Source organism: Brakhagea slesvicensis (assembly GCF_052161625.1).
In the GTDB taxonomy this organism is placed as follows: domain Bacteria; phylum Planctomycetota; class Planctomycetia; order Pirellulales; family Pirellulaceae; genus JBKCUI01.
The window spans coordinates 1,939,239-1,960,756 of record NZ_CP197412.1 but is presented as its reverse complement, the minus strand read 5'-3'; the positions used below and the strand labels follow the sequence as shown (position 1 = coordinate 1,960,756).

The window sequence follows — 21,518 nt, the reverse complement described above, 5'->3', positions numbered from 1 at the left end:
CCCCTGGAATTGATACAGCATCCTTCATGGGTACCAAGATCGAACTGCAAAGCCAAAACCAAACACCGCGCTCCCGCATCGCCTGCGGGAGCGTTTTGTTTGCGCTGTGCTTGGCTTCCCTTCTTTCTTTGTCGGGTTGCAATCGAAGCAATCCCTACCTCACGGCGAGCCCTTCAGGCTTCACGCTCGCCGGAAACCAGCCCATCGCTCCCGAAATGCAGCAGCAGTTCTCCGCACAATTGGCGGAAGTCGAGCGGCGGGCCAAACTCCTCGACGAGAACAATCGACAGCTCACCACACAGCTTGCCCAATCCCAACAGCAGATGCAACTGTACAAAGAGCGGGCTGACCTCATGCAGCGGCAGCTTGCAGAAGTCAACAATCAACTGCAAAGCACGCGCATGGCCAATGTTCAAACAAGCCAACAGGCACGTGGTTTAGCGGACCGACTGCAAAGCATGGAATCCTCCCAACAGAGGCGTGGCAGCGCGAAACTAACCGCGAATACAAGCGGTCGCGTGAGCAGTGGATCGCACCGAGAGTTGGGGTTGGCAGTGGAAGAAGACAACGGGGTTATTCGGGTTCGCATTCCTGCGGACCAACTCTTTCAGACAGGCACCTCCCAGCTTTCCCCTTCCGCCTCCGGGATCCTCGATCGAGTTGCTCAGGCCATTGCGAACGATTACAAACGGCAGCGGATTGCGATCGAGGGGCATACCGACAATGGACCACTTTATGGCGGAACCTATTCCACCAGTCATCAATTGGCAGCCGCCCAGTCCAACGCAGTCTTGGAGCAGTTGACGCGGCGCAATCAGCTCCCCCCATCCCAGCTCTTCACGTTGGCACATGGCGAGAATTATCCTGTCGGAGACAATCAGACGCCTGCGGGCCGATTTGCAAACCGACGTATTGAGTTTGTCATTTATCCGGAAACCTGGTAGCGAGCTCCCACTCGCCATCGCGCCAGAGCTTCGCCACCATCTCTCCGTCGCTGCGGATTTCAAACCGAATGGCGCGATCGCGCGCTGTGAGATACAGCTGGCGCTCAGGAGCCCCAAACAACGCTTCCACTTTCGGGGAAAGCGTTTTCGCCGATCCACTCACCACCACAGCGTCAGGCTCACACCACGCAACGACTTGGTCGGCTTTGGCGCTCAATGATCCGTGGTGGGGTGCCATCAACAGATCGACATCGACGTGACGAAGCCCGAGCAGTTGCGACGTTCCGGGAGGCTCCAAATCTCCTGGCAGCAACAATCTTCGACCGGCGAACTCGATCAGCAAGCAAAGGCTATCGGCGTTGTCGCTCCCCAGGCTACCCCCTTGATGCGGGTGGAGTGCCATCACGCTCCAATTCTTTCCCTCTTCCCCCTGCCCGGCATTCCAAGTTTGCACTGGAACCTGGGCTGATTCCAGACTCGCTAGCAGGTCGCGAAGGGCGGGATCCGAATGGTTCAAAACTTGGGGAGTGGTCACCACACGACGAATCCAGAACCGCTTGAGCAATCCGGGAATGGCATTGAAGTGATCCGCGTCGGCATGGGACAGAACCAATGTATCTATCGTTGCGTGGTGCATCGCCCACAGCGAATCCGCCATGACGCGATAGCTCTTTTCATGGTCCCCCATGCGACCTGCATCGTAACACCATAACGCGCGATCAGGCGTTTCCATCCAGACATGGCATCCATGCCCCACGTCGAAGAACGTGACCGCCAGCCCGGGCGATGGTATCCACGTTCGCTCAACCCATCGCCGCACGGGGTGGTAGGCGATCCCGATCAGCATCCATGCCAAGAGCAGATAAAGCACGCGACGTCGGCCGCGAATGCGTCGCACGCCGTGCCACCAGGCGGCACCGATCCCGAGGGCATAGAACGAGAACAGCCAAACCATCGGCGGAGCCGGAGCCCAGAAATGCCCGCCAGGTAGTCTCTCCCCCCAATCCACGAAAACATCCACCAACCCCAGTGTTCCTCCACAAATCCACCCAAGGACAGCTCCCACGGGGTCCAGCCAACCCATCAAGATCATGCCGAGCCCCGCCGTCAACGCGACCAGCATCAACGGGGAAAGCAGGACATTGAGAGGGATTGCAACAGGACTGATCACATGAAACCCGCTCCACACCAACGGCGCCGTCAAGAACCAAACCCAGAAGCTTGCTCGTAACATGTCGATGCACTGATTCCGGAACGAACGCATCGTTCGCCGGCGGGGGCCATGCCTTGCTTCGATCAGCGATAGGAGAGGCGCTGCCCGGCGGACCAGCCGTTCGCCGGAGAGTATTAGTACGGCGACCGCTAAAAAGGATAGTTGGGTCCCCAGTTCGAAGAACACAGCCGGCCTCCCCAACATCAGCACCAACCCCGCGAAAGCCAAGTTGTTCAGGCTGGAAGACTGCCAATCGAGGAGCCTTGCGACGAAGGTCACGCTCAACATAATCGCAGCTCTCATAACCGGAGGGTTGGTTCCGCATAGGAGTGTGTAGCCCCAAATCACTAACCCTACCGTGAGAAACAAATAGCTGCGGCGGAGAGAGCAAGCCGTTCCCATCAGCAAGAGAGCTGTCGACAGCATTTCAATATGCATTCCCGAGATCGAAAGCATGTGAATGGAGCCCGTCGCCAAGAGATCCTCCTGCAAACGCCATGCGACCATGTCTCGCTGGCCCAGGATCAACGCAGACGCGAGCGGGAACTGTCCAAATGGAACATGTCTTTCCATCGATTGCAGCGCAATATGCCCTACCCATGCCAAGAACCGATCTGCCCTCCAGCGATCGGGAATGGAATGGATTGTCAGCTGATCCGGCCTCTCCGCTCGAGCTTGGGCGGAGTAGCCTCGATCCGCATAATAAGCAGCCAAATCGAACTGTCCCGGATTGCCCGCCTGGCTCGGTAGCTTCCACTGACAGAAGACCTCCACCGAATCGCCTGGCAAGATCCCGTCCAGCCGGCCGTCGACAACGAGAGGGACTCGGGCTTGCACCGTCCTCCAGGTCCCCCCGATCCGTACCTGCGAGACTTCGAGTACTGTCTGCGATTGCCAGTCCTCCTGCGCTGCGATCCCTGGGCGCCCACCGGCGTCGATCTGCTTGGAAATAGGCAGGGGCATGACAGCGCGTCGAAAGCGAACGGAACTATCGACCGAGCCGCGCAATGCGACCGGGCTCCAGTGAAGTGGGTCCAGCCCGGTCAAACTGGCTGCTGCCTCCTTCCAGTCGGCCAGCTTGCGTTCAGCGCGTGCCCGTTGATTGCCCGCATAAAAGCTAAAAGTTGCACCGAACAAGAAGCAGAGTGGTAGGAACCAAACTTCGATTCCATGACGCGTGCGGGATGGCGCGATTCCCCGCAGGGCTATGCCCGACCCAACGATCAGCAATGTCCACGGTACCCATCGACCCAACCAGAGCTCCAGGGAAACCGCGAACAGGACCGCGACCAACCCGCTCACCATGGGGAGCCGGGAAGCCTGCCGAACCATTTTGGTCAGGACCGGCTGGAACCGTTCGGGCTGAAACCGTTCCGGCAGCAAAATGGGCAGCCGAGTTCTGGATCGAGGGGCGTTGTCGATCGGCATCATGTTGAAAAAAAACGACAGCAGGGCGTGGCGAATTTTCGACGACCGAATTCTCTTGAATCGGTGCGAACTCGAATTATAGACGCTCGAGTCCAGTCTTTTCATTGACGGGCCCACTTTCTGGCCGTTTTCTTCTCCGCCTCCGGCACGCACCCTGCATTGAACTCCTTTCACCAAGACGGAACCAGTTGCTCCGACGACGCATCACAGTCACTCCACACGATGGGCCAAGCTATGACTCGACGAATCACCTCTCGAACCACCCGACGCGGAAGCAAAGCCGGATTCACGTCCACCAACGAAGATCGTGATTACGGCAGCTGCTACGAAGGCCTCTATGACGGAGACATCCAAGAAGAGGAAGAAGAAGAGGACGTCGATAGCGACGACAGCTTCGATGTCGATCTCGACGGAGAAATACTCGACGAAGAAACCGGACTGTTCGATTCCGAAGACGGTGAAGTCGTCGATGCGACCGAGGATCCTGTCCGTATGTACCTGATGCAAATGGGCGAGATTCCCTTGCTCACCCGCCAGCAAGAAGTCTCGGCTGCTCGTCTTATCGAGATGACTCGCACCTCCTATCGCCAGTGGATGCTCGCGACCGATTTCATGTTGCAGGGGGCCACCAAACTCCTCGAGCAAGTCCGAGATGGGAAGCTTCGTCTGGACCGCACCATCGAAGTCAGCGTTACCAACGCAACGGAGAAAGTCGCGATCATGCGTCGCATCGGACCCAACATCAAAACCCTTCGACACCTTCTCCTCCGCAACCACGGGGACTACTACACCGCCATCAGCAAATCCAACACGATCGAAGTTCGCCACGCCGCTTGGAAGCGTCTCGTTTGCCGCCGCAACAAGGCGGTTCGATTGATCGAAGAGATGAACCTGCGAGCCAATCGCCTGGAACCGATGTTCACCAAGCTGGCTGCGATCCAATCGCAAATGTCGGTTCTCAAGGGCCGCATTGAAGAGGCCAAGAAGACCGGCCACTTCGATGGTACTCCGCTCAAGAAGCTGTACGATGAACTTCGATACTTGATGCGAATCACCTACGAGACCCCAGCAACCCTGGAACGTCGCGTCACTAAGGTTCAAGCCAATCGCATGAAATACGATGCGGCCAAACGAGAACTCTCCGCTGGCAACCTTCGCCTCGTTGTCTCGATCGCGAAGAAATATCGCAACCGCGGACTCAGCTTTTTGGATTTGATCCAAGAGGGAAACACGGGGCTCATGCGAGCAGTAGACAAGTTCGAATATGAGCGAGGATTCAAGTTCTCCACCTATGCAACTTGGTGGATCCGACAAGCGATCACGCGAGCTATCGCAGACCAAAGCCGCACGATCCGCGTCCCTGTGCACATGATCGACACGATGAGCAAAGTACGCCAAGTCACTCGCGATCTAATCCAAGAATTGGGCCGAGAACCAAGCGTCGAAGAAACCGCCGAACGAGCTGGTCTATCCCTCGACGATGCTCGTGTCGTGATCAAGATGGCTCGCCAGCCCCTCTCGCTCGATCAACCGGTCGGCGATCACGATGATAGCTTCTTCGGCGAATTTCTCGAAGACTACCGCGACGATGATCCCTTGTACGAAACCAACCAACAAACACTCAAGCAACAAATCCAAGAAGCGATGCAAACGCTGAACTATCGCGAGCGAGAAATTCTCAAACTCCGATACGGCTTGGCAGATGGCTACGCCTATACCCTCGAAGAAGTTGGAAAGATCTTCCAAGTAACCCGCGAACGCGTTCGCCAGATCGAAAGCAAGGCGGTGAAGAAGCTTCAGCACCCACAACGGAGCAAGTCCCTCTCGAGCTTCGTCGATGGCGTCGACATCCCTGCCTACCTCGAGCACAGTCAAGGGGAGTAGATCCCGCGACGAGCTAACAAAAGACCCAGCTAAAAAAAACCCGGCGAGGATCGCCGGGTTTTTCTTTCTCTAGGACCAAAGGTTGACCTACAGGTCTAGCTTGGGTGGCGGAGCAGCGCCTGCAGCAGGTGCATCGCCTCCACCGCTTTCCGGACCACCTCCCGAGGACATGGACGGAGGAGCCGCCGGCAAAGTGCTCTTGGAGTAGTCCGATGGGATGGATGCGTCTTGCGAACCGCAGCCCAAGGCGAAAAGACTTAAACCAAGACAGAAAACAAAGAATCGCTTCATGAAAGACTTTCTAGAGAGTGAACTAATCGTTCAAGACGGTTGCGTTGCCATCCGACATGGCAGAGACCCGCTGGTAAGTCGTGTTGTCGATGTTTGTTGAGATCGATCGAACCGAACCATCCATCAGCGAGACCGTAATCACGCCAGTGTGACGGCTGGCATACTTGTAATACAAGTAAGGCGTAGCACCGCCAACACCCCAGGCGGTTGGCATCGGTCCCACGGTCCAGGAATAGGACCAAGTTCGGCCTGTACCGCGAGCCGCATCGGTGAATGAGCCCAAAGCTTCTCCGAACGCAAAGACGTTGGAGGTTCCATCCGAGATGGTACCAAAGGTGGTCTTCGTCCGGTTGCCAAACGGACCCTTCCACACATTCCAAGCAGGTGATTCGGTCGTGCCCAACCGACCTGCGTTGCCGAGGTAATTGGTTCGGCCAAGCGTCGCGCTGAACGGAACCCCGTAACCGGATCCACCCACCGTTCCCGTGTTCGTTGTACCCCACGTGTGCAGGATCACCATCGTAGCGGCCGTGTTGCTATACGCGTCGTCCGATGGGCACAGGAGGGATGGAACACGGTACTGATGCCAATCCCAAAGGGTGTCGATGTCCGATGGATCCCCATCGTACCCAGTCGCCCCATTGATCCAGAATAGGAACTTTTCGCCATCGGTCGTGGTGTTACCGGTGGGAGCGGCCGTCGGATCGACGTTGCGAAGGTCGGACCATGGCTGGTAGAGGGCGTTCTGCTCCATGAAGGGGAAAAGATACACTAAGTGTCCGACCCATTGTGCACCACGGCGCTCGGGGCTCGTCGTGGGGGTCGTGGTGTAAACAACGTCCCCTTTGCTTCCCAAGTATCCTGGTGGAATCCGTTTGTAGGCGCTTTCGAAGTTGTGCGTCGCCAAGGTCAATTGCTTCACGTTGTTGCTGCACTGCATCCGACGAGCAGCCTCACGTGCGGCTTGGACGGCGGGCAACAAGAGCCCTACCAAGATCCCGATGATGGCGATCACAACGAGTAGTTCAACCAACGTGAACCCCTTCGTGCGCGGTGCGAATTTCTTCCGCATTCTATTTCCCTTCTAATAGCGAACAAATAGCGAGTCCAAACGCTTACGGCGTATGGAAAAAATCGAGTTCGAGAGGAACCGAGCGCTGCAATGCGGGCGCGAGGATCGGACGGGGGGCGAGGGTCGGTGGGACGTCAAGAAGCGGGTTGCTTCTAAGGCGTGACTCGGTGTGTGCGAGTGGAGTCCCCTAATAAAGTCGGTCGACCATCCTTTGTCAATCGCTTAACTCTTTTTAAGAGGGTGCGACATTCCACACATCCGACCTTCTTTGCGTCTGCCTCTCGGTTGGTAGCGGTAATCCCGAGACCGATAGAACGGTCGATCAAACAGCAGGTGCGATAAAAAAAGACGGTCGAACCAATTGGTCCGACCGTCTTTTGAACGATTCACAGGTTAAGAACGCTTGTTTCGCTACTGCTGAGGAGCAGGCGAAGGAGCTGCGGTCGAACCCCCGGACTTTGCACCTCCGCCAACACCCGCAGGAGCGCTCGGACGTTCCTTCACGGGGTTTGCTGCAGGGATCGCTTCGGTTGACGAGCTGCAGCCCGTGACACAAACCAAGCTAAGGCAAAACAAACCCATCCAACAAAAGCTCTTCATCAAATTCTCCGTGGTGTAATACAGACTAAGGATTGAGTACAAGGGAAACTAGTCTTGGAACGAAGCAACGGATCCTTCCTTCATTCCACCCAGGTTCAGCCACAAAGCGCCGTCCATGTTGACGGTAGACGATCGGACCGAGCCGTCTGCGAGAGCCAAGTTAACGATGCCGGTGTGCATGCTGCTAAACTTGCTCCAGTGTGGGAACGATACGTTGGCGATGCCACCCCACCATTGATCGTTGGGGTCTTGGGTGGTCGCGGGAACCATGTAGCGGGTGAACACAGGCCCGTTGCTGACCCACCACATCGACATGAAGCGTCCGGAGCGTCGAGCTGCTTGCTTGAATCCACCGGTAACTTCGCCGAACAGAATCGTGTTGCTCGTACCGTCGGTGATTTCACCGATCTTGGTCTTGCTTCGGATGTAAAACACACCGGTCAACGAGTCTGCAGGAAGACCGTTGGTGGTGGTGGCGCTCACTCCGGCGGACCCAACAACACCATTTCGGCCACCGCATCCGAGGTAATTGGTCTTACCTACAGTCGCGTGCCAAGCGGCATTTTGAGTTCCTTCGTAGTACATGCTGAAGCCAGGCAGTGCCGTCGCTGCTGTCGTCGTGGCGAAGTTGGTGAGAACGGAGTACTCGGTCCCGGCCGATGCGGTATCGCTCGGGCAGAGCAAGGTTGGGATGGTGTATTGTGCGGCATCCCACGAATCGGTATCCCACCAGTATCGGTTCAACAGCTGTTGCGAAGTACCGGAAACCGCCCCGATACCGTTGGTGTCAGGATTGAGGTTCGAAGCAGCCGAGATTCGCTCGTAGAGTGCAGTTTGCTCGGTGTAGGGGAACAGGTGGACCAAGTGCCCGACGCCTGAGTGTTGGCCGAATTCAGCCAAAGGTGCTTGGTACAAACCGGTTGAGGCACGTCCCGCTCCGAGGACCCCTGGAGGGAATCGCTTTAGAGCCGATTCGAAATTGTGAGCCGCCAACCCCAACTGCTTGAGATTGTTGCTGCACTGCATTCGTCGAGCAGCTTCGCGAGCTGCTTGAACCGCTGGCAACAAAAGTCCAACCAAAATACCAATAATGGCGATGACAACGAGAAGTTCAACGAGTGTGAACCCCTTAGCACGAGGTGCGAAATTCTTCCGCATTGCAGAACCCTTCAATTAAAAACCGAAAAAATAACTCCCCCACTGCAAACGCAGGTGGAAGACAAGAAACTCGGGAGGATCCAGGCGTTGACTAGGCGTGCAAACAGAAGCCAAAACGTGTTGACAGCCAGCTGTGTGTGCGAGCGCAACCGAATCAATTAAGACCTCCGGAAAAGGTTTGTCAACGGTTTGGCGACGGTCCTCCAACCCAACCAAAACGCCTGACCGACACGATCTGTACATCGATTTCTTGCAATATTAGAAATTTCGCTGGGAATTCGCAAAAAAATCGCATCAACCCAATTGACGACTTCCCTCAAAAAAATTTGGGAAAAAATGCTTGGATTAGAAAAACACGAAAGCAATTTAATTAATAAAGGTGTTGGGATGGGGTTTTGGTTGGGTTGACGGGGATGTGGGATGCGTCGAGGGGTAGCGTCGAGGGGTATTTAGCAAGGTTCGACGCTCTTCAACGTTTCCGTCCTCATCTCTCGTTGGCGAAACGGGGCTTCGACGGTAAATTCACGCATTCTCTCGGCGATAGGACTGAGGATTCGTTGGGACGGACGGATCTCCTCGCGAAAGTTCGCGTAGACTCAGGTTTTCTGCAGCAGGAGAGACGAACTATTCGAGCGATTGCCCGGTCTGCTCAGCATCAAACCGGTCTGCTCAGCATCAAACCGGCGACTCTGCATCCAAACCGGGGCCCATCAGGACACACAAGCGGCTATGAAAACGGACGAACTACGCGAAAAGTATCTGACTTTCTTTCAATCCAAAGGGCACCATCGCCAAGCCAGCGACGTACTCGTCCCGACTTGGGACCCATCGGTCTTGTTCACCCCCGCCGGGATGAACCAATTCAAGGATCACTTTCTGGGCAAGGTCAAGCTCGACTTCACCCGCGCTACGACTTGCCAAAAATGCCTCCGCACCGGTGACATCGACAATGTCGGCCGCACCGCATACCACCACACGTTCTTTGAAATGCTTGGGAATTTCAGCTTCGGCGATTACTTCAAGCAGGAAGCGATCCAGTGGGCGTGGGAGTTTCTCACCGACAAAAAGTGGTTGGCCCTCGATCCCAACCGCCTGACCGTAACGGTCTATAAGGACGACGACGAGGCGGCCAAGATTTGGAACGAAAAGATTGGCCTTCCTACCAGTCGCATTGCACGCATGGATGAAGACGAGAACTTCTGGCCTGCTTCGGCTCCGAGCCAAGGGCCCGATGGGGTTTGCGGTCCGTGCAGCGAGATCTACTACCAACTCGACAATGGCAAGACGGTTGAAATCTGGAATTTGGTCTTCACCCAGTTCAATCGCGTCGGCAATCCTCCTGACAATTTGCGTCCCCTCCCGAGCAAGAACATCGATACCGGCATGGGGCTGGAGCGGACCGCGAGTGTGCTGCAGAATGTTCCCACGAACTTCCATATCGATATTCTCTTCCCGATTGTCCAAGCCGCATCGGAGGCAGTCGGTCAGAAGTACGAGTACGAAAGCGACAACGGTCGGCGCCTGCGACGCATCACCGATCACGTTCGAGCTTGCACATTCGCCATCCACGAAAACGTATATCCGGGACCGAAGAAAGCCCGTTACGTCATCAAGCGACTTCTTCGCCGCGCCGTCCTCGACGGCCATCAAATGGGGATGCGAGAGCCGTTCCTGTACCAGCTTGTTCCGGTCGTCGCCAGCATGATGAAGTCGGTTTACCCGGAGCTCGCCACCACGACTGATCGCGTCGCACAAGTCATGAAACGGGAGGAAGCAGACTTCTTCGCGACCATCGATTCCGGATTGGAGCGGATCCACCGAGTCTTCGATGACATGACCTCTGCGGCACGGGTGATGGTCGATGGACGCGAAGCGGCTTCCCTTTACCAAACCCACGGCGTTCCACCGGAAATGTTCCAGCAAATCGCCGCCGAAAAGAACTACACCTTCGACTGGGACGGCTACCGCAAAGCGATGGCCGAACACGGGGAAATCAGCGGCGGCGAGCAAGGAGAATTGTTTGAAACCGGTCCGATCGAAACCCTCAAGGAAGCGCTCCATCGCTGCGAATTCCTGGGTTACGAGGCGACTTCCTCCTCAGCTCAAATCAAGGGGATCATTGTTGGGAAGCCAAAAGAAGACCGCTTGGTATCCAGTGTTTCCGCCGCGACCAACGAGATGATTCGAATCGTTCTCGACCGGACTCCGTTTTATGGAGAAAGCGGCGGTCAAGTCGGCGACTCGGGCCGGCTCGAAACCCCCCACGGCGCTTTCGAAGTCACGGATACCCAACGAAGCGGGGAGCTGATTATCCATTACGGAAAGATGATCTCGGGGGAATTGAAGGAGGGAGACACGGTTCAAGCGACAGTGGACACAGTCCGACGCGATGCGATCAAACGAGCCCACTCCGCCACCCACATTCTGCACCATGCTCTTCAATCCCATGTTGGTGGGCACGCGCAGCAACAGGGGAGCAAAGTGGACGCAGATTGGCTCCGCTTCGACTTCAGCAACCAAGAATCCTTGCCAGACGAACTGCTCCAAAAAGTGGAGACATTGTCCAACCAACGGATTTCGGAGTCCGCTCCGATCGACTGGAAGCTGGTGCCGCTGGCCACCGCTCGTGAAGCGGGGGCGATGATGCTCTTTGGTGAAAAGTATCCCGACCCGGTTCGTATGGTCTCCATGGGTTCGTTCTCCAAGGAGTTGTGTGGTGGGACGCACGCGTCGAATACGAAGGATATTCAAACGCTAGAGATCCTGGCCGAAGAAAGCGTGTCGTCCGGAACCCGGCGCATCACCGCTCTCACCGGTGCGAAAGCCCTGGAGCATCGCGCGAAGATCGAGAGCCTTGCCAAGTCGACCTCCGAAAAGCTGGGTTGCGCAATCGACAAGCTGGGCCAATCCGTTCAGGACTTGGTTCTAGCCGTCCGCAAATTGAAGAAGCTCTCTACAGGTGCCGGGAACGAAGCGGTCCCAGCCTTGGTGGGGGGAAAGACGGGAGCGTCTGGATCTATGCCCGACTACGCCGTCACACGAGCCTCCTTCCGGCAAGCCGCCCGATTGCTGAATGTTTCCTATGAAGAGGTACCAGAGCGTTTGGACGCGATTCTCAAGGAACAGGTCCAGCTTCATGATCAAATCAAGAAGCTAAGCGAAAGTGGCGGCAGCATCTCCGTCGAGAGTTTGCTCGAGCAAGCCTCCGAGGTGGCAGGTACGCGGCTCATCGTCGTGGAAACCCCTAACGCCAACGCGGGCATGATGCGTCAGTGGATCGACCAGCTTCGAAAGAAGTCGGCCGAACCGATTGCCGTGCTGCTTGCCAATCGCGCGGATGACAAGGTAACGCTCATCGCGGGCATTAGCCAATCGCTCGTCGAGCGCGGGTTGAGCGCGGGCAAATGGATCACGCCGGTGGCCGAATCGGTCGGTGGTGGTGGCGGTGGCAAGGCGGATTTGGCCCAAGCAGGTGGGAAGATCCCCGCCAAGCTCCCGGAGGCCCTCCAGATTGCTAAAGAGACTTGGGCCTCGATGCTTGCCTAACGCAGGCCCAGGCTTGCCATTGCAGGCCCTGGCTTAGTAACGCGGCCCGGGCCTAGTAAAGCAGGTGAGGGGCGGACGTTCTCGCGTCCCTCCTGGAACTTGAATTTATTTCTCCCGAATTGCCACTTGGAGACTAAGAGACTTCCCCGGCCGGCGTTTACCCCAATAGCCCGGCCGAGTGCAACCATGCGGCCGGGTGCCTCCTCTACTTCCTTAGTCACCGAATCCTTTTCGATCGTTTGCGACGGACAGGCGCGGCATGAACGAAACGCCAAACGGCCCAGTCTCGGATCGCGAATGGCTTCGATCGCTATTCGCTAGGTACGAGCGCCCGTTGGTGTCGTATGCCGCCAAACTCCTTGGCGGGGATTGGGATCGCGCCCGAGATTGCGTCCAAGACACGTTCTTGAGAGTGTGTCGGGAACCGCGGTCGGCTCTCGAGGATCATGTGGAGGCATGGCTTTTTAAATGCTGCCGCCATCGCGCGATGGATTGCCATCGCAAGGAGTCTCGAATGTTTATTCAGTTTGCCAGCGAGCAAGTTGATCGGCAATCGGCGCCATCGCCAGATCCGACCCAATCCCTCATCTCTTCCGAAGAACGCCAGCATCTTCAGCGCGAGATCGCTGCTCTGCCATCGCGAGAACAGGAGGTCCTCGTGCTTCGGCTTCAGCAGGGACTTTCCTACAAGCAGATTGCTGAGGTCATGGATCTCAGCGTGTCCCATGTTGGCGTCTTGATCCATCAAGCCGTGACGCGATTGAAGCAATGCGTTGTGGATCCTTGAAACGCTCGAGAACCCTACGGTTGATCCTCTCGCTCCAATGAACCGATCTTTCGCGATGCACTGCCACTTCGGTGCTCCGGGTTGTTCTCCATCTTACACAGAATTTATCTTGCATCATAAAGACCTATCATGTCATCCAATGAATCTCCGTTCAACGCAGCCCATTCCATCGATCCATGGAAATTAACCGCCTATTTGCTGGGAGAGCTTTCCGAGTCGGAACGAGCCCAGATCGAACGGCGTTTAGAAGTCTCGCCTGAGATGCGAGCGGAATGCCAATCGCTTCAAAAAACACTTGGACTCCTCCAAGCGACCTTGGGGGAAGGCGTTTCGCCAACTCATGCTTCGCTTACCCCGGAACAGCTTTCGTCGCTGGAGACGGCGCTCGCTAACAGCGCTCTCACGAGTGCGACGATCGAGCCGAACCGATTGCTTCATCTTCCGTTCTATCGCCGCCGACGATTCGTCGCGGCGCTTGCAATCGCCGCTTGCATTCCCCTTGGCTTGCTCGCATGGAGCTCGTTCGAGCGTTATCAAAACAACATCGCGTTCGATCCGCGAACGATTCACACTATCGATAGCGAAGAGGGCGATAGCGAAGAGGGCGATAGCGAAGCGGGCGATAGCGAAGAGGGGACCGTTGCCCCCTCCGATCCAAACTCCGTGTCCAGCATGGCCGCAGTTACAAAGCCTAGCGATGCGAAGAAATCTGAAGATATGCCGGTAGAGGCAAAGCAGAATGCTGCATCGAAGCAGACGAAGGAGGACGCGGTTGCATTGTTGACGACAGAGCTAGCCGACGGGTCGCGAAATGCGGGCGCGCCAGCACGACCGCTTGATCTCTATCGAGGCAATGTGGACAGTCCCAACGCGGACGGTACCAGCGAGTTGGGGGGGGGCAACGGACTGGGAGGCGCCACAGGCACGGCGGCGACACCCCCATTGCAGTTCGTCCCGGGCGCGAGCGGTAGTGGTTACGGCGCTAGCGGTAGTGGGTACGGGGCCGAAGCGAAGGGAGTGGGCTCGGATAGCTCGGGACCTGGAGGGGAGCCATTCGGAACCGAGCGGTTCGCAGGTGGTTACGGAGCTGCCTTGGGAGGTGGCATGGGAGGGCTCGGCGGGGCAGCCCCTGGAACCAGTGGCCCCGGCATGGGTGGCCCTGGGATGGGCCCCCAGGCGGGGAGGCCGCTAGATGACTTGGATACCTTGGCGATTCAGCCCAACCATCGATTTTCAGAGCGAGGCGCTGACGGGGTCCCCCCGGCTCTTCCACCTGAACTTCGTTCGAATCTGAAACGATTCCCCCCCGCTCCACCGGTCGTGGAATCCTCCGGGGATCGATTCGATCGCATTGTGGAGAAACCGTTCACGGAAGCGGAAAAGGAGCCCGTCACGACCTTTTCGATCGACGTCGATACCGCTTCGTACAGCAAGATCCGTCAATCGATTCAACAGCGTGGGCAACTCCCAACGCCCAACATGGTTCGGATCGAAGAGATGATCAATTACTTCCAGTACGAATATCCTGCACCTGACGCAGATTCCCCGTTTGCCGCCAGTCTTCGCATGGTGGATTGTCCATGGAATCGTTCGCACAAACTGGTCCGGGTTGGTATTCAGGCCAAGAAGATGCAAACCGAGGATAGACCCAGGTGCAACCTTGTGTTCCTGCTGGATGTTTCGGGATCGATGAACGAGCCGAACAAGCTCCCGCTGGTTCAGCGTTCACTTTCTTTGCTTGCTCAGCGTCTGCGAGAGGACGATCGAGTGGCCATTGTGGTTTATGCAGGGGCAGCAGGATGCGTTCTTCCGAGCACCCCGGGGACTGAAAAGGACCGAATTCTCGGGGCAATCTACAATCTCCAGGCAGGTGGTTCCACCAATGGCGGGGAGGGCATTCGTTTGGCCTATTCGATCGCCCAAGAGAACTTTATCGAAGGGGGATCGAATCGCGTTATTTTGTGCACCGACGGAGACTTCAATGTCGGAGTCACCAGCACGGATTCCTTGGTGGATTTGCTGAAAGAACAAGCGAAGAAGAATATTTTCCTGACTTGCTTGGGTTACGGCGCGGGCAACTACAACGATTCGATGATGGAGAAAATTTCCAAAGACGGCAACGGCGTTTATGGAATGGTCGACAGCGATCGGGAGGCCAAGAAACTGATGGTGGACCAACTGACCGGCACGCTGGTGACAATTGCCAAGGATGTGAAGATCCAGATGGACTTCAATCCGAACTTGGTCCGTTCGTACCGATTGATTGGCTACGAAGACCGACAACTGACCAATGCCGACTTCAGCAACGATCGCAAGGATGCTGGAGACATCGGTGCTGGCCACTCCGTCACGGCCTTTTATGAGATCGTTCCCACCAGCTTGGTCGAACCGAATCTTTCTCCTGCCGAGAGCGAGTCGAAGTACAAGCGGTCGACGGCTGCGGCAGAATCCCCCAAGCAAGAGGTAGAGCAAGAGCTGCTTCGCGAATGGTTAACACTCAAAATTCGCTCGAAGCGTCCCGACGCATCGGAGAGCACGAAGCAAGAGTTCATTTTATCGAATCATCCCGAAGCCTCCGAGGACGAGCTCGACCGCGACTTGCTTTGGAGCACTGCCGTTGCCGAGTTCGGGCTTCTGCTTCGCCGATCCAAGATGGCCCCGCAAGCCAGTTGGGATGCAATGATGGAGCGAGCGAGCCGTGGAGTGGGAGGCGATGAGCATCGCGCCGAATGTTTGGAGCTCATGCGAACCGCTCAGTCCCTTGCTGGGCGAGCCACAAGTGGCTACTAGCGAGTAGCGAGTAGCGAGTGGCGAGTGGCGAGTCGTCGCTCCTTTAGGATCTATCGCGGAATGCAAAAAGCCCCGGTCACTTGAAATGACCGGGGCTTTTGCTGTAGATCGGTTCGGTTCAGTCGTCCTTACCAGGTGTACTCGGCACCGACGGTGAATCCTTGGTAGACGATTTCCGCGTCGTGATTGATGGTAGGCACTCGGGAAGATGCAGCATCGAACAGCAGAGGTGGAGCGGCGTTGAAGTTTTCTGTCGCCAGAGACACGCCATCGATGTACATCAGTTGGTAGGTCGCTTTGAAGGCGAGAGAGTAATTCAATCGATACCAAAGCTGCGTGGAGAACTGCGTGATATAGGCAGCATCGTCATCGCTCGCAAACTCTCGGAATTCCCCGCTGATGGAGTTACCGAGGATCGTGGTGTCTTGGTTGGTACTGTTGTTGAATATACCCGACTTGAGCTCGCCACCGAGCTTCACTCCAGGCATGAGGTTGTACCAAAGGTCACCACCGACTTGGAACCCGACCAAGGCGTTTCGGGTGTTGACGCTGTATTCAAAGAATCGTGGACCATTTCGGTCGATTCCGTTGTCGTTTTCGCCCGAAGCGCTGAACACGCCGTTCTCATCGATGTCCATATAGCGGACCCCGCCTAAAAAGCTTCCTTGCCAGAAACCTTCGGGTTCCGACCATCGGCGTCGGAGATTGATTTCGCCGTTATGCAGTTCGCTTCTGTAATCGATACGCTGGACTCGCGATCGATCCGAGTCGTCGAATCCGTTTGGAGGCAATTGTCCGAAGTCGCTGATGAAGGAGAAGAACTGAGGTGAGTTCGACGTCACTTGAGCCGACTCTTCCCAATCGTTCAGTCCAAAGTAGAGAATTTCCAAATTCGAGCCCACACCGGTCTGGATGTTGGCTTGAACGCCGAGGCCAGCCTGCAGCGTATCCAAGTCGACCATGTTGGCGGTCAGGACTCGCGGGCCGTTGATACCATCGCTAGAAAAAGCGAAGTCAGACGACCCTTTGGTTCGCGCCAGGAAGACACCGTCGGCGGAGATGTCGAACCATCGTTGGGTCGCGATCCCGCCTTCGCCGTAGGGACGCAAAATACCTCGTTTGGAGGCGAGCCATCCGCGCATATTGTGTCGGAATCCGGTGAGGGAGCGACCGTAAACATCGCAGCGTTCGCCACCGTAGCATCGGCCGAAGAGACCACCGCCGTGGTGTCCGCATTCAGGGCCGCATTGAGGCCCGCAGGCTTCGCCGCCGTAGCCCATCATGTCGGCTCCCATAGGTGCCTGACCCATGGCTTCCGGCATAGGGTAAGCGGGTGGCGCTTCGCTCGGTGCTCCCGCCTCGTCCTGTGGATAGGACGCGAACATCATTGGGCTTTGAGGCCCCATGGCGTTGGAATATGGGCTGCCGGGCATCGTCTGCGCTTCGAGTTGCCCTCCTGCGGTGGCTATGACCAAGCCCGCGAGTAAACGTATTTTCCAGCCTTTAAGCAACTTCATCGAAAAATCTCCAACGCATAATTGCGATTGCTCCCGAGTGCTCGAGCGCAATTCCCCCCGATTGGATCAGATGCTATGCACCTGCTGGTGGACGACTCGTCGTCCTGACCATGGAATAATCGGCTTGACACAATCGATCTCTCGAACGAGAACGATCGGAATTCCCGATACCACCGGCTTTATCGGCAAGACCCGAACGGAAAGTTCGGGCAAAGGCTGTTTTTCTCGATACAGGCGGCAGATTTTACCCTCGGCGAGGCTTTCGTTTTGCTAGCAACTGTCACCCCCCTTTTTGAGATCTCAACGGTCTTGATGTTGCTTTGTCTGGTGACGCTATTGGCTTTTGCGACTCGCAAGTGGCTGGTTCCTTATCCCACCATTCTCGTTGTGGTTGGGGCGATGCTCGCTTTGGTACCTGGGTTGCCCGATATCCAGCTGACGCCGGACGTTGTGTTCCTCATCTTTCTCCCGCCGCTCCTCTACTCGGCGGCTTGGCAAACCAATTTCCAAGAGTTCTATCATCACATTCGACCGATCGCTTTCCTGGCGTTCGGGTTGGTTGTTGCGACCACTCTCGTCGTTGGATTCGTCTGCAAGTGGATGGTGCCTGAGATGTCCTGGCCTGTGGCGTTCGCTCTTGGCGCCATTATTTCTCCTCCCGATGCCGTCGCTGCGATGGCGGTTACGAACAAGCTTCGAGTCCCGAAGCGAATCCTTGTAATTCTCGAAGGGGAGAGTCTGCTCAACGATGCCTCAGGATTGGTGGCCTACCGCGTCGCGCTCGCAGTCGCGGCCGGGGAAGTCTTCTCGTGGTCGGGGACGCTGATGAGCTTCCTGTGGGTCGCATCGGGAGGGCTATTGTTGGGAGCGGTCGTCGGCTGGCTAGCAGTTCGAGTGCATGAACGATTGGATGAACCGGTGGTCGAGACCGTCTTCACCCTGCTGACGCCTTATGCCGCGTATATTGCAGCGGAGGCCTTCCATCTATCCGGTGTCTTGGCTTGCGTCTGCTCCGGGTTGCTGGTGAGGGCGTACGGTGCGGAGCTCTTTTCGGCGGCAACTCGACTGCATGCTTCCGCTGTTTGGGAGAGCGTCGTATTTGTTCTGACAGGTTTGACGTTCATCTTCATCGGGCTCGGGCTTCGCGGGGTACTGGTGTCGATTGCCGACGAGTCTCTTCTGGTGCAATCGCTTTGGCTGAGCGGAGTGGTCCTCGGGGTAACCATTCTCGTGCGAATGGCCTGCGTCCTCCCCTTGGCTTGGATGCCAGCCTTTATCCTTCAAGGTAGAAGAGAGTGGAAACCGCTCCCGTGGCGTTTCCTTTTGCTCATCGGATGGACAGGGATGCGCGGGGTTGTCTCCCTCGCAGCAGCTCTTGCTTTGCCTGCCGATTTTCCTCACCGCAATTTGATTTTCGTGACGGTTATCGGCGTCATTTTTGGCACGTTGATCATTCAAGGAGTTTCGCTTCCGCTGGTCGTGCGATGGCTACGGCTCCCCAAAGAGGGACTCCCTGCTCCCGATCAAGAGGTGGATGCGCGACTGCTGCTGCTCGCCGAGGCCAATCTGTTTCTGAATGCCCGCAGGGAGGCAGGGGGGGCGGAGTCAGAAATCGACTACCTTCAGAACCACTTTCATACCCAAGCCGACGCGTGGCTCTCGCGACTTGCGTTCAACGCCACCGATGGTCTGATCGAAAACCAATCCCGTCGGTGCCAAGTGACCTATCTGCACGTACTGCGCAAGCAACGAAAGCGACTGCATCAACTAGCGAAAGATTCGATCGTCGACGAACGGGTTGTTCAAAAGATCGAACGGGAGCTGGACATGGAAGAAACGAGACTCACGTCCGTGACCGGATCATCGCACGAGTGAATCAGGTTGGATGGATCGAAAGCCCTGCTGAGACGCATCGTTCGCGCCACCAAGCTGTCTTGACCGGTACCAAATCCATACGCTACTTTGATGGTTTCTCCCGCGTCGTTCTAGGGACCGGCGATCTCTGTTTTTTGAATAAGGTGATTTCGTGACGATTACGCGTGTAGGTACCAACAACAAGTACGCTTCGAACTGGGACTCTATTTTCGGCAATACGAAGAAGAAATCCGCTCCCGTTGCCACTGCATCGAAGGCGGCTGCGAAGCCGGCAAAGGCAACGGCGAAAGCCGTGAAGAAGAGCGCAGGGGCCGTCACCAAAAAAGGGGCAGCCAAAGCCTCTCCCAAGCCAGCCAAGAAAGCTGCCAAGGCAAAGAAGAAGTAACGCGACGATAGTTGCCTTGACGAGATAATCTGCCTCGTCCACATCGTTTTCAAGATGATCGTTTTCAAGATCATCGCGAACGCGGGCGATCCGGACAACGGAATCGCCCGACTAGGAATCCGCGCTTCTCGACATGTTTGGTCTGCCTGCCTGCGACCCGTTTGCGCCACAACCGAAACGAGGCAGGCTTTAACTCCGAGCGCATCAACGCGATGACATCCCCCTGGGTGAGTCCAAACTGATTCTCGATCGCGTCAAAGGAGGTTCTGTCCTCCCATGCCATTTCGATCACGCGATCGACTTCTTCTCGAGTGAATTCTCTACCGTTTCGTTTGTGCACGGAGGCTACTTCCTGGGCGAGCCTGTCGCATGGAAAGAAGGTAACAAGTGGCAATAGGGGGCTCTGATCGCTTCACCGCGCGGTGCTATCCCGGTTGTACCACGACCCCTTACCATCATGCGAAACTGTCAAGTCGAGTTCCCATTTCGAAAGGGAATCCCAAGACGATTGCAGTCGATCGCGTTATCATGGGCCTGCCGTTGAAGGGTGCTTCATCACGGCAATTTCCCCTCCCCCGCGAAATGTAAATCCATGGACTTTTTGGCCCTTTCCCATAAACGAGTCGTTGTCTTCGGTGTTGCGAACCGCAAAAGCGTGGCGTATGCGATCGCCAAAACACTTGAGGAAAACGGAGCCTTGGTAGAGTATGTCGTCCGAAGTGAAAAGCGACGCGAAGAGCTTGGCAAGTTACTAGCGGGACGCACGATTCACTGCTGCGACGTTGAACATCCCGAGCAAATCGAAGCGCTGGCCTTGGAACTGGCAAAGAACGCACAGCCCATATCCGGAATCGTTCACTCGATTGCATTCGCCGACTACAGCGACGGAATCAAGCCATTTCACGAAACGACACGCAAACAGTTCCTTCAAGCGATCGATATATCGTGCTTCTCATTGATCGCTATCTGCAATGCCCTTCGCTCCTTGCTCGCCGAGGACGCATCGGTCGTCACGATCAGTATTTCGACCACGCGTATGGCGAGCGAGAGCTATGGCTTCATGGCGCCGGTCAAAGCGGCGCTTGACTCGTCGCTGGCCTTTCTAGCCAAGTCATTTAGTCGATTCTCGCGTGTTCGATTCAACGCGGTCGGGGCTGGTCTGCTTAAAACAAGTGCCTCAGCGGGGATTCCTGGCTACGTCGACGCCTATCTATTCGCCGAAAAGGCGATCCCGAGAGGGGAGGGCCTCACGACCCAGGAAGCGGCCAACACCGCAGTCTTTCTGCTCAGTCCCCGCTCCTCTGGTATCCAAGCCCAAACGGTGATCGTTGATGCAGGGATGTCCACGAACTATTTCGATCGTCAAATCATCGAAAACGTTGCAGGGCAGTAAACCACGAAAGAAGTGGAACCACGGAACACACGGAATACACGGAAATGATGGAGTTTCAAGATCCATGGGTAGGAAGGCCTTATCCCTGAAACCTTAACTCTTCTTCGGTGTGTTCGGTGTATTCTGTGGTTCTCGTGTGTTCTATATTTTCCTTGGTTTATTCATCACGCCAATCGAGGAGCCATCATGGAATCCGAGTTATTATTCAATGACGAAAGTTACTTAATCCGAGGGGCTGTCTTTGAAGTGTATCGCGAGATGGGGTGTGGTTTCCTCGAGGCCGTTTATCAAGAGTGCTTGCACAGCGAGTTCACCAAACAGTCGATTCCGTTTGTCCCGCAACCAACATTAGAGTTGTTCTACAAGCAGAAAAAGCTTGAACAAATCTACCGACCTGATTTCATCTGCTATGGCAAGATCATTGTTGAGCTGAAGGCGGTAAAAGAGCTTTCGGACGAACATCGTGCACAGCTACACAACTACTTGAAGGCGACAGGAATTCGGCTTGGCTTTCTCGTCAACTTCGGCCACTATCCCAAAGCGACGATCGAAAGAATCGTGAGGTGATTAGCGGGGACCGGGATCACTGTGCGGTAGGAACCACGAAGCGGGAGGAACCACGGAATACACAGAAC

General features: G+C 56.1%; 16 protein-coding genes. 9 read left to right on the top strand and 7 right to left on the bottom strand.

Going from position 1 to position 21,518, the window contains the following annotated elements:
- Window positions 1-26 precede the first annotated feature (26 nt).
- The gene (locus SH467x_RS07510; RefSeq protein WP_482370659.1) at window positions 27-944 is read left to right on the top strand and encodes an OmpA/MotB family protein; all 918 of its coding nucleotides are present in this window, start codon (window positions 27-29) and stop codon (window positions 942-944) included.
- Here the strand turns inward: SH467x_RS07510 and SH467x_RS07505 are convergent.
- Entirely contained in the window at window positions 922-3,588 is a 2,667-nt protein-coding gene (locus SH467x_RS07505; protein ID WP_482370658.1) for a ComEC/Rec2 family competence protein, read from the bottom strand. The two genes, SH467x_RS07510 and SH467x_RS07505, sit on opposite strands and share 23 nt — an antisense overlap.
- A 231-nt stretch (window positions 3,589-3,819) precedes the next feature.
- Between SH467x_RS07505 and SH467x_RS07500 the strand changes: the two genes are divergently transcribed.
- Window positions 3,820-5,469, top strand: a complete 1,650-nt coding sequence (locus SH467x_RS07500; RefSeq protein WP_482370657.1) for a sigma-70 family RNA polymerase sigma factor — start codon at window positions 3,820-3,822, stop codon at window positions 5,467-5,469.
- Window positions 5,470-5,556: 87 nt separating this feature from the next.
- Here the strand turns inward: SH467x_RS07500 and SH467x_RS07495 are convergent, their stop codons facing one another.
- The 4 genes from SH467x_RS07495 to SH467x_RS07480 form a co-directional block, all read right to left on the bottom strand.
- The gene (locus SH467x_RS07495; RefSeq protein WP_482370656.1) at window positions 5,557-5,760 is read right to left on the bottom strand and encodes a hypothetical protein; all 204 of its coding nucleotides are present in this window, start codon (window positions 5,758-5,760) and stop codon (window positions 5,557-5,559) included.
- A gap of 22 nt (window positions 5,761-5,782) precedes the next feature.
- Window positions 5,783-6,832, bottom strand: a complete 1,050-nt coding sequence (locus SH467x_RS07490; protein WP_482370655.1) for a DUF1559 family PulG-like putative transporter — start codon at window positions 6,830-6,832, stop codon at window positions 5,783-5,785.
- Between the two features lie 411 nt (window positions 6,833-7,243).
- Window positions 7,244-7,474 (bottom strand): hypothetical protein, encoded by a 231-nt coding sequence (locus SH467x_RS07485; RefSeq protein WP_482370654.1) that lies wholly within the window; start codon window positions 7,472-7,474, stop codon window positions 7,244-7,246.
- Between the two features lie 6 nt (window positions 7,475-7,480).
- On the bottom strand, window positions 7,481-8,590 hold the full coding sequence (locus tag SH467x_RS07480; protein WP_482370653.1) for a DUF1559 family PulG-like putative transporter: 1,110 nt from the start codon (window positions 8,588-8,590) through the stop codon (window positions 7,481-7,483).
- Between the two features lie 729 nt (window positions 8,591-9,319).
- Here SH467x_RS07480 and alaS point away from each other — a divergent pair.
- From alaS to SH467x_RS07465, 3 genes are all read left to right on the top strand, one after another.
- Window positions 9,320-12,136, top strand: a complete 2,817-nt coding sequence (gene alaS, locus SH467x_RS07475) for an alanine--tRNA ligase (RefSeq protein ID WP_482370652.1) — start codon at window positions 9,320-9,322, stop codon at window positions 12,134-12,136.
- A 259-nt stretch (window positions 12,137-12,395) separates the two neighbouring features.
- Window positions 12,396-12,923 carry an RNA polymerase sigma factor gene (locus SH467x_RS07470; protein WP_482370651.1) on the top strand — a complete coding sequence of 176 codons (528 nt, stop codon included), beginning with the start codon at window positions 12,396-12,398 and terminating at the stop codon, window positions 12,921-12,923.
- Window positions 12,924-13,052: 129 nt separating this feature from the next.
- Window positions 13,053-15,713, top strand: a complete 2,661-nt coding sequence (locus SH467x_RS07465; protein ID WP_482370650.1) for a YfbK domain-containing protein — start codon at window positions 13,053-13,055, stop codon at window positions 15,711-15,713.
- Between the two features lie 128 nt (window positions 15,714-15,841).
- Here SH467x_RS07465 and SH467x_RS07460 read toward each other — a convergent pair whose 3' ends face one another.
- Window positions 15,842-17,230, bottom strand: coding sequence for a hypothetical protein (locus SH467x_RS07460; RefSeq protein ID WP_482370649.1), 1,389 nt, complete (start codon window positions 17,228-17,230; stop codon window positions 15,842-15,844).
- A gap of 267 nt (window positions 17,231-17,497) precedes the next feature.
- Between SH467x_RS07460 and SH467x_RS07455 the strand changes: the two genes are divergently transcribed.
- On the top strand, window positions 17,498-19,105 hold the full coding sequence (locus SH467x_RS07455) for a Na+/H+ antiporter (RefSeq protein ID WP_482370648.1): 1,608 nt from the start codon (window positions 17,498-17,500) through the stop codon (window positions 19,103-19,105).
- A 151-nt stretch (window positions 19,106-19,256) separates the two neighbouring features.
- Entirely contained in the window at window positions 19,257-19,490 is a 234-nt protein-coding gene (locus tag SH467x_RS07450) for a hypothetical protein (protein WP_482370647.1), read from the top strand.
- Window positions 19,491-19,560: 70 nt separating this feature from the next.
- Here SH467x_RS07450 and SH467x_RS07445 read toward each other — a convergent pair whose 3' ends face one another.
- Window positions 19,561-19,830, bottom strand: a complete 270-nt coding sequence (locus SH467x_RS07445; protein ID WP_482370646.1) for a TIGR03643 family protein — start codon at window positions 19,828-19,830, stop codon at window positions 19,561-19,563.
- A gap of 252 nt (window positions 19,831-20,082) precedes the next feature.
- On the opposite strand from SH467x_RS07445, the gene SH467x_RS07440 reads away from it, so the two are divergent.
- Window positions 20,083-20,883 carry an enoyl-ACP reductase FabI gene (locus tag SH467x_RS07440; RefSeq protein WP_482370645.1) on the top strand — a complete coding sequence of 267 codons (801 nt, stop codon included), beginning with the start codon at window positions 20,083-20,085 and terminating at the stop codon, window positions 20,881-20,883.
- A 186-nt stretch (window positions 20,884-21,069) separates the two neighbouring features.
- Window positions 21,070-21,450 (top strand): GxxExxY protein, encoded by a 381-nt coding sequence (locus SH467x_RS07435; RefSeq protein ID WP_482370644.1) that lies wholly within the window; start codon window positions 21,070-21,072, stop codon window positions 21,448-21,450.
- Window positions 21,451-21,518 lie beyond the last annotated feature (68 nt).